Source organism: Cupriavidus sp. R6-3 (genome assembly GCF_059772245.1).
This window is the reverse complement of the sequence record NZ_JCBAJO010000042.1, coordinates 22,267-29,116: the sequence shown is the minus strand read 5'-3', so window position 1 is coordinate 29,116 and position 6,850 is coordinate 22,267. Positions and strand designations below refer to the sequence as shown.

Sequence of the window (6,850 nt, the reverse complement as noted above, 5' to 3'; positions counted from 1 at the left end):
TGGCTGCTGCGCGCGCCGGTGCTGCGGGCCTATGCCAGCGATGCGGCGGTGGTACAGGCCGCGCTGCCGCTGGTGACCTTCGTCGCGCTTTATCAGGCCTTCGACGCCGTGCAGGTGACCACGGCCTTCGTGCTGCGCGCCTACAAGATCGCGCTGGTGCCGACCGTGATCTACGCGGTGTCGCTGTGGGGAATCGGCCTGGGGGGCGGCTATGTGCTGGGTTTCGGGCTGATCGACGGGATGCCGGCGTTCACGCACGGCGCCGCCGGTTTCTGGCTGGCCAACAGCCTGAGCCTGGCGATTGCCGGGGCGCTGCTGGTGTTCTATTTCATTCGGATCAGCGAGGAGCGCAGCTGAGGGGATTGAGGCCAGAGGTCGAACCCCACGGCACTCGCGGCGCTCCGCCCTTCCGCCCTTCCGCCCGGACAAATCGGGCGGCAAAATCCCGCGCCAAAAAGGAAAACCAAAAAGAAAAACCCGCATGGCGTTAACCATGCGGGTTGAGTTTTGGCGGAGTGGACGGGACTCGAACCCGCGACCCCCGGCGTGACAGGCCGGTATTCTAACCGACTGAACTACCACTCCTTAGTCGGCTTATCGATATTGCCGCACCGAGGTGCAGGCTTTACCGATAATCTGGACGTTTGATTACGCCCATTATCTGGCGTCCCCTAGGGGATTCGAACCCCTGTACTCACCGTGAAAGGGTGATGTCCTAGGCCTCTAGACGAAGGGGACAGAAACCTGTTTTTCAACACGTTCCGTCTTGTTTCGCGCATCGCGGCGAGCCGCTTTGCGGAAACGGATAACACCGTGCTGCTGATGTTACCGCTGGAATTTTGGTGGAGCTAAGCGGGATCGAACCGCTGACCTCTTGCATGCCATGCAAGCGCTCTCCCAGCTGAGCTATAGCCCCATAAATACTGCTGCCGCCGTTATTGCCACCGGCGTTTCGTCTCTCGTTTCCAGATTATCCTTCGTTTTACCGAAGCGATTATCTTGTCGTTTCCAGCGAAGCCAAGATTATATAACAGCCTTGCTTTTTTGCAAGCCCCTATTTCACTTTTTTACTGCTTCGGCTTGTCGTCGATATCGCTTCGGATATTCGCCGCCGTTACCGCCGCGGTACTGCCGTGATGCCCGCTTGGTGTTGAACCGCGCTGCAGGGAGAAAGAGATTATGCGCAAGTCGCGGCAAAAGCGCAAGCCCCTGCCGCAACTTTTTTTGCTGAATCAGGCACCCACACCGGCCTGCAGCCGGCGCAGCACCGTATCGCGGCCGATCAGCTCCAGCACCGCGTCGATGCTCGGCGTCTGCAGCTGGCCGACCACCAGCAACCGCACCGGCATCGCCAGCTTCGGCATCTTCAGGCCGAACTCGGCCAGCACCGCCTTGAACTCGGCGGAGATCGCCTCGCGACGCCATTCGGCCAGGCCAGCAAGGCGCTCGGCCAGCTCGCGCACGGCCGGCACGATCTCGGCGGTCAGGTGCTCTGCCTTCAGCGCCGGATCGGGCTGCGGCTCGCCGCGATAGAACAGCAGCGCGGTCTGCGCGACCTCCTTCAGCGTATTGGCGCGATCCTTGACCAGCGCGACCACGCCGACCAGGTCGGCGCCTTCCACCTTGCCACCCAGCTGCTCGATGAAGGGTCGGGTCAGCTCGGCCAGCCGCGCGTTGTCGCCGACCTTGATGTAGTGGTTGTTCAGCCAGGCCAGCTTCTCGGGGTTGTACTGCGCCGGCGACTTGCCGAGGTGTTCGAGGTCGAACCACTCCACGAACTGATCGCGCGAGAAGATTTCGGCGTCGCCATGCGCCCAGCCCAGCCGCGCCAGATAGTTCAGCACCGCCTCGGGCAGATAGCCTTCGTCGCGATAGGCGGTCACCGCCATCGCGCCATGGCGCTTGCTCATCTTCTCGCCGTGCTCGTTCAGCACGGTCGGCAGGTGCGCGTAGACCGGCGGCGTGCCGCCCAGCGCGCGGATGATGTTGATCTGGCGCGGCGTGTTGTTGACGTGGTCGTCGCCGCGGATCACATGGGTGATCTTCATGTCGAGGTCGTCGATCACCACGCAAAAGTTGTAGGTCGGCGTGCCGTCCGGCCGCGCGATCACCAGGTCGTCGAGCTCGTCGTTCGAGATCTCGATGCGGCCCTTGACCGCGTCGTCCCACACCACGCTGCCGCCGATCGGATTCCTGAAGCGGACCACCGGATCGACGCCGGCCGGCGGCGTCGGCAGGACCTTGCCCGGCTCGGGCCGCCAGAAGCCGTTGTAGCGCGGCTTCTCGCCGCGCGCGCGCTGCTCCTCGCGCAGCGCGTCCAGCTCCTCGGTGCTCATATAGCAGTGGTAGGCCAGGCCCGCGTCGAGCATCTGCCGGACCACCTCGCGGTAGCGGTCCATCCGCTGCATCTGGTAGAACGGGCCCTCGTCGATGTCCAAGCCCAGCCACTCCATGCTTTCGAGGATCACGTCGACCGCTTCCTGCGACGAGCGTTCGACGTCGGTGTCCTCGATGCGCAGGATGAAATCGCCCTTCATGCGACGGGCGAAGGCCCACGGATACAGCGCGGAGCGGATATTGCCCAGGTGGATGAAGCCGGTCGGGCTCGGGGCGAAGCGGGTGCGGACGCGTGTGGTCATAGACGGGAAACAGGGGGAATACCGCGGAAACTCGGCAAACAAAAAGGCCCGCGCAGCAACAGGCGGGGCCGACGATTCGGAGCGGGTTATTGTAGCAAAGGCCCCTGTCACCCCCGGCAGGCATATCTGTCACCCCTGCCCGTTCCGCAGGCCGCGCGGCCGAATCGTTTATGCTATCGCCCCGTCCGAACCGCTGCCCCGCCGGGCCCGCCCTCGAATGGCGCCGGTGGCTCGCTTAAGAACCGACGAACCGGCGGACCGGCGGACCGGCGGACCGACCTCCCGCCCGACCCTTTCATTTCCCGCATGCAACGACGTACGTTCCTGAGCGCGGCGGCGGGCGCCACCGCGGCGTCCCTGCTGGCGGCCTGCAGCCTGGGCCCCAAGCCTGACACTCCCGACGAACCGTCCGCGGTCACGCCGCCGCCGCGGCCCATCCGCATCGGCCTGGCGCTGGGCGGCGGCGCCGCGCGCGGCTTCGCCCATATCGGCGTGATCAAGACGCTGGAAGCGCACGGCATCCGCCCCGACCTGGTCACCGGCACCAGCGCCGGCGCGGTGGTCGCCGCGCTGTACGCCTCCGGCATGGACGGCTTCGAGCTGAACAAGCACGCGCTGAAGATGGACGAGGCCACCATCGCGGACTGGGCGCTGCCGTTCGGCACGCGCTTCGGCGGCTGGCTCAAGGGCGAGGCGCTGCAGAACTATGTGAACCGGCTGGTGGACAACCGGCCAATCGAGGCGATGAAGATCCCGCTGGGCATCGTCGCCACCGACCTGAAGACGGGCCGCGCGATCCTGTTCCGGCGCGGCAACACCGGACAGGCGGTGCGCGCCTCCAGCAGCGTGCCGGGCGTGTTCCAGCCGGTGTCGATCCAGGGGCACGACTATGTCGACGGCGGCCTGGTCGAGCCGGTGCCGGTGGATTCGGCACGCAGCATGGGCGCGGACTTCGTCATCGCGGTCAATATCTCGGCCGATCCGGCCAGCCAGAACAATGCCGGCCAGAGCGGCGTGCTGCTGCAGACCACGGCAATCATGGGGCAATCGATCAACCGGCTTGCGCTGGCGCGCGCCGACGTGGTGATCCGTCCCGATCTGCCCGACATGAGCGGCAGCGACTTCGGCGCGCGCAACCGCGCGATCCTGGCCGGCGAGAAGGCCGCCGTCGCCGCCCTGCCCGCGCTGCGCGAGAAGCTGGCGCAGGCGCGGCTGCAGCCGGTCGCTCCGATTGCGGGCAAGTAGGCGGCGGGAAGTAGGCGGCGGGCAAGCAGGCGCGGAAGTAGACAAGGCGAGCGCAAGGAACGACCGCGCAAACAAACGAGGCAAACAAAAAGGACTGCCGAGGCAGTCCTTTTTGTTGCATGGCGATCGGCACGGATTGGCGCCGATTCGACACCGTGTCGCACCGATCGGCGCCGCGCGGCGCCCTCGCCGCTCAGCCGCCGTAGAACGTGCGTCCGCTGGCGTTCGGATCGAAGCGCTTGAGCGTCTCGACCATGCCGCCGATGCCGCCTGCCGCGCCGTTGTCGCGCTCGGGCATATCGTCGATGCGGCGCGCGCCGTTGTAGCGCGTGACCCAGTAGGCCGAACGCATGTCGTCGACGCGGATCTTGCTGCCGGTCGACGGCGCGTGCACGAACTTGTTGTCGCCGATATAGATGCCCACATGCGAGAACGCGTGGCGCATCGTGTTGAAGAACACCAGATCGCCCGGGCGCAGCTCGTGCGCGGCGACGTTGGTGCCGACGCGGCTGATCTCGACCGAGCGCCGCGGCAGCATGAAGCCGAAGGTGTCGTTGAAGACGTAGCGGACGAAGCCGCTGCAGTCCAGGCCCGATTCCGGCGTGTTGCCGCCGAAGCGATAACGGACACCGATCAGGCCCAGCGCGTTCATCACCAGGTCGCCGGCCTTGTTGGCGACATGGCTCGTCGAATTCATCATCGACGACAGCAGGCCCTTCCTCGGCTCGGACTGCTGCGGGGCCTCGACGCTCAGCTCCGCGCCGGGTTCCTTGAACACCGTGTCAGCCAGGGCTCCATTCGACAAGGCCGCGCCGCATGCCAGGGTCAGTCCGATGGCGGCACGCGCCAGGGAATGAAGCACCGTTCGCTGCATGGGTTCTCCCGTTGGTTCCGGTTCGGATGGTTCAAATCACACGATCCCTCACGCGACGCGGCAATCCATCGTCGTGTGGATCGGAGATGACTATGTGGAAAAACTGCTGAGGGCGGATGTCGGCACCGAATCATCCCGACAACGGCGTCGGGGCACGGCGTGCATGCATCCGCCAGGAGACGTGCGGCGTGCAAACCACCCACACATCAAGTTCTCGCGGGATGGTATAAGGTCACGCCAGCGATGTCAAAGTTCGTTACAAAATCGGCCGAAATCGCCATGTAATCAACGGAATAGCGAGGGACTTGCACGCTAATTCTTCCGATTGACCGCAATATCGGACATGAGCGCGGACATGGAGCGGAGACATCGGCGGGATCAACCCCGCCAGCCGCCCACGTCTCCAGGACGCGGTTCCAGGCCCCGCCCCAGCACCGAATCCATGCCGAGCTGGGCGGCCCGCATCAACTTGCGCGTGTAGGCATGCTGCGGTGCGCCCAGCACCGCCTCGGTTTCGCCCGCCTCGACCACCTCGCCGCCCTTCATCACGATGACCCGGTGCGCCATCGCCCGGATCACGGCCAGATCGTGGCTGATGAACAGGTAGCTGAGGTTGTACTTGCGCTGCAGCTGCGCCAGCAGCGCCAGCACCTGCTGCTGGATCGATACGTCGAGCGCGGAGGTCGGTTCGTCGAGCACCACCACCTGCGGCTTGAGGATCAGCACGCGCGCGATGGCGATCCGCTGGCGCTGTCCGCCGGAGAATTCGTGCGGATAGCGTCCCAGCGCGGTCCGGTCCAGCCCGACTTCGCGCAGCGCCTCGATCACGCGCTCACGCATCGCCTCGCGCGACAGACCGGGCTGATGCAGCGCCAGGCCTTCGCCGACGATCTGCTCGATCGTCATGCGTGGCGACAGCGAGCCGAACGGGTCCTGGAACACCACCTGCAGCCGGGCCCGCAGCGACGCTCGCTCGGCCCGCTTGACCTGGTCCAGGCTGCGGCCGAGGAACTGGATCTGGCCGCCGCTCTTGCGCTGCAGGGCCAGCACGGCATGGGCGAGCGTGGTCTTGCCCGAGCCGGACTCGCCGACGATGCCCAGCGTCTCGCCCTCGCGCAGATCGAAGTCGACCTCCTTGACGGCGCGCACCACGTCGCGCCCGAACCAGCCCGCCAGCCCGCGCCGCTTGCGCGTGTAGTTGACGTCAAGTCCACGCGCGCTCAGCAGGGTCGGCGCCAGCGGGAGCACCGGCACCACGTCGCGCCGCGGGCGGCTGTCGATCAGTCGCTGCGTATACGGATGGCGCGGGTTGGCGAAGACCTCGGCGGTCTCGCCGATCTCGACCAGCACGCCCTGCTCCATCACGCCGATACGCTGGGCGAACGCGCGCACCATGTTCAGGTCGTGCGTGATCAGCATCACCGCCATGCCGAACTCGGCCTGCAGGTCGCGCAGCAACTCGAGGATCTGCACGCGGATGGTGACGTCGAGCGCGGTGGTCGGCTCGTCGGCCAGCAGCAGCTTCGGCCGGCAGGCCAGCGCCATCGCGATCATCGCGCGCTGGCGCTGGCCGCCCGACAGCTGGTGCGGGAAGCTGTCGAAGCGGTGCGCGGCCTCTTCGATGCCGGTGCGCTCGAGCAGCGCGATCGCGCGATCGCGCGCGGCGCGCTTGTCCAGCCCCTCGTGCAGCTCCAGCGTCTCGACGATCTGGTTGCCGACGGTATAGAGCGGGTTCAGCGCGGTCATCGGCTCCTGGAAGATCATCGCGATGTCGCTGCCGCGAATCGCGCGGATCTCCCGGTCGGGCACGCGCAGCAGGTCGCGCCCCTCGAAGTGGATCGCGCCCTGGTAGCGCGCATCCTCGACCAGCCGCAGCATCGACAGCGCGGTCACGGTCTTGCCGGAGCCGGACTCGCCGACCAGCGCGAAGCGTTCGCCGGGTCGCAGCGAGAAACTGACATCGCGCACCGCGCGGGTCGCCTCCGGGCCGTCCCCGAAGGTCACCGACAGGCGGTCGACGCGGATCAGCGCCGGGTCGGCGGCGTCCGGCGGTGCGCCCACGGGCTGCGGCGGCATCGTGATCGGAAGGTCG

General features: G+C 66.5%; 5 protein-coding genes and 3 tRNA genes. 2 read left to right on the top strand and 6 right to left on the bottom strand.

The genetic code is table 11. From position 1 onward, the window contains the following. On the top strand, window positions 1-357 hold a 357-nt coding region (locus AC6EI8_RS10130; protein ID WP_498381857.1), incomplete at its 5' end, for an MATE family efflux transporter. A gap of 151 nt (window positions 358-508) precedes the next feature. Here the strand turns inward: AC6EI8_RS10130 and AC6EI8_RS10125 are convergent. The 4 genes from AC6EI8_RS10125 to gltX form a co-directional block, all read right to left on the bottom strand. Beyond that, a tRNA-Asp gene (locus AC6EI8_RS10125) sits at window positions 509-585 on the bottom strand. 77 nt (window positions 586-662) lie between these two features. Next, window positions 663-738, bottom strand: a tRNA-Glu gene (locus tag AC6EI8_RS10120). Between the two features lie 102 nt (window positions 739-840). Then, window positions 841-916, bottom strand: a tRNA-Ala gene (locus AC6EI8_RS10115). Between the two features lie 316 nt (window positions 917-1,232). Then, window positions 1,233-2,639 (bottom strand): glutamate--tRNA ligase, encoded by a 1,407-nt coding sequence (gltX, locus tag AC6EI8_RS10110; protein ID WP_498381856.1) that lies wholly within the window; start codon window positions 2,637-2,639, stop codon window positions 1,233-1,235. 306 nt (window positions 2,640-2,945) lie between these two features. Between gltX and AC6EI8_RS10105 the strand changes: the two genes are divergently transcribed. Further along, window positions 2,946-3,884: a patatin-like phospholipase family protein gene (locus AC6EI8_RS10105; RefSeq protein WP_498381855.1), complete on the top strand. Its 939-nt coding sequence runs from the start codon at window positions 2,946-2,948 to the stop codon at window positions 3,882-3,884. 193 nt (window positions 3,885-4,077) lie between these two features. Here AC6EI8_RS10105 and AC6EI8_RS10100 read toward each other — a convergent pair whose 3' ends face one another. Both AC6EI8_RS10100 and AC6EI8_RS10095 read right to left on the bottom strand, forming a co-directional pair. Next, window positions 4,078-4,758 (bottom strand): C40 family peptidase, encoded by a 681-nt coding sequence (locus AC6EI8_RS10100; protein WP_149319848.1) that lies wholly within the window; start codon window positions 4,756-4,758, stop codon window positions 4,078-4,080. A 378-nt stretch (window positions 4,759-5,136) separates the two neighbouring features. Beyond that, window positions 5,137-6,834, bottom strand: a complete 1,698-nt coding sequence (locus AC6EI8_RS10095) for an ABC transporter ATP-binding protein (protein WP_498381858.1) — start codon at window positions 6,832-6,834, stop codon at window positions 5,137-5,139. Window positions 6,835-6,850: the final 16 nt, after the last annotated feature.

What these genes read in the sequence shown, in the direction of transcription:
- gltX (WP_498381856.1), bottom strand. Translation starts at nt 2,639, where the DNA reads ATGACCACACGCGTCCGCACCCGCTTCGCCCCGAGCCCGACCGGCTTC.
- AC6EI8_RS10105 (WP_498381855.1), top strand. Translation starts at nt 2,946, where the DNA reads ATGCAACGACGTACGTTCCTGAGCGCGGCGGCGGGCGCCACCGCGGCG.
- AC6EI8_RS10100 (WP_149319848.1), bottom strand. Translation starts at nt 4,758, where the DNA reads ATGCAGCGAACGGTGCTTCATTCCCTGGCGCGTGCCGCCATCGGACTG.
- AC6EI8_RS10095 (WP_498381858.1), bottom strand. Translation starts at nt 6,834, where the DNA reads ATGCCGCCGCAGCCCGTGGGCGCACCGCCGGACGCCGCCGACCCGGCG.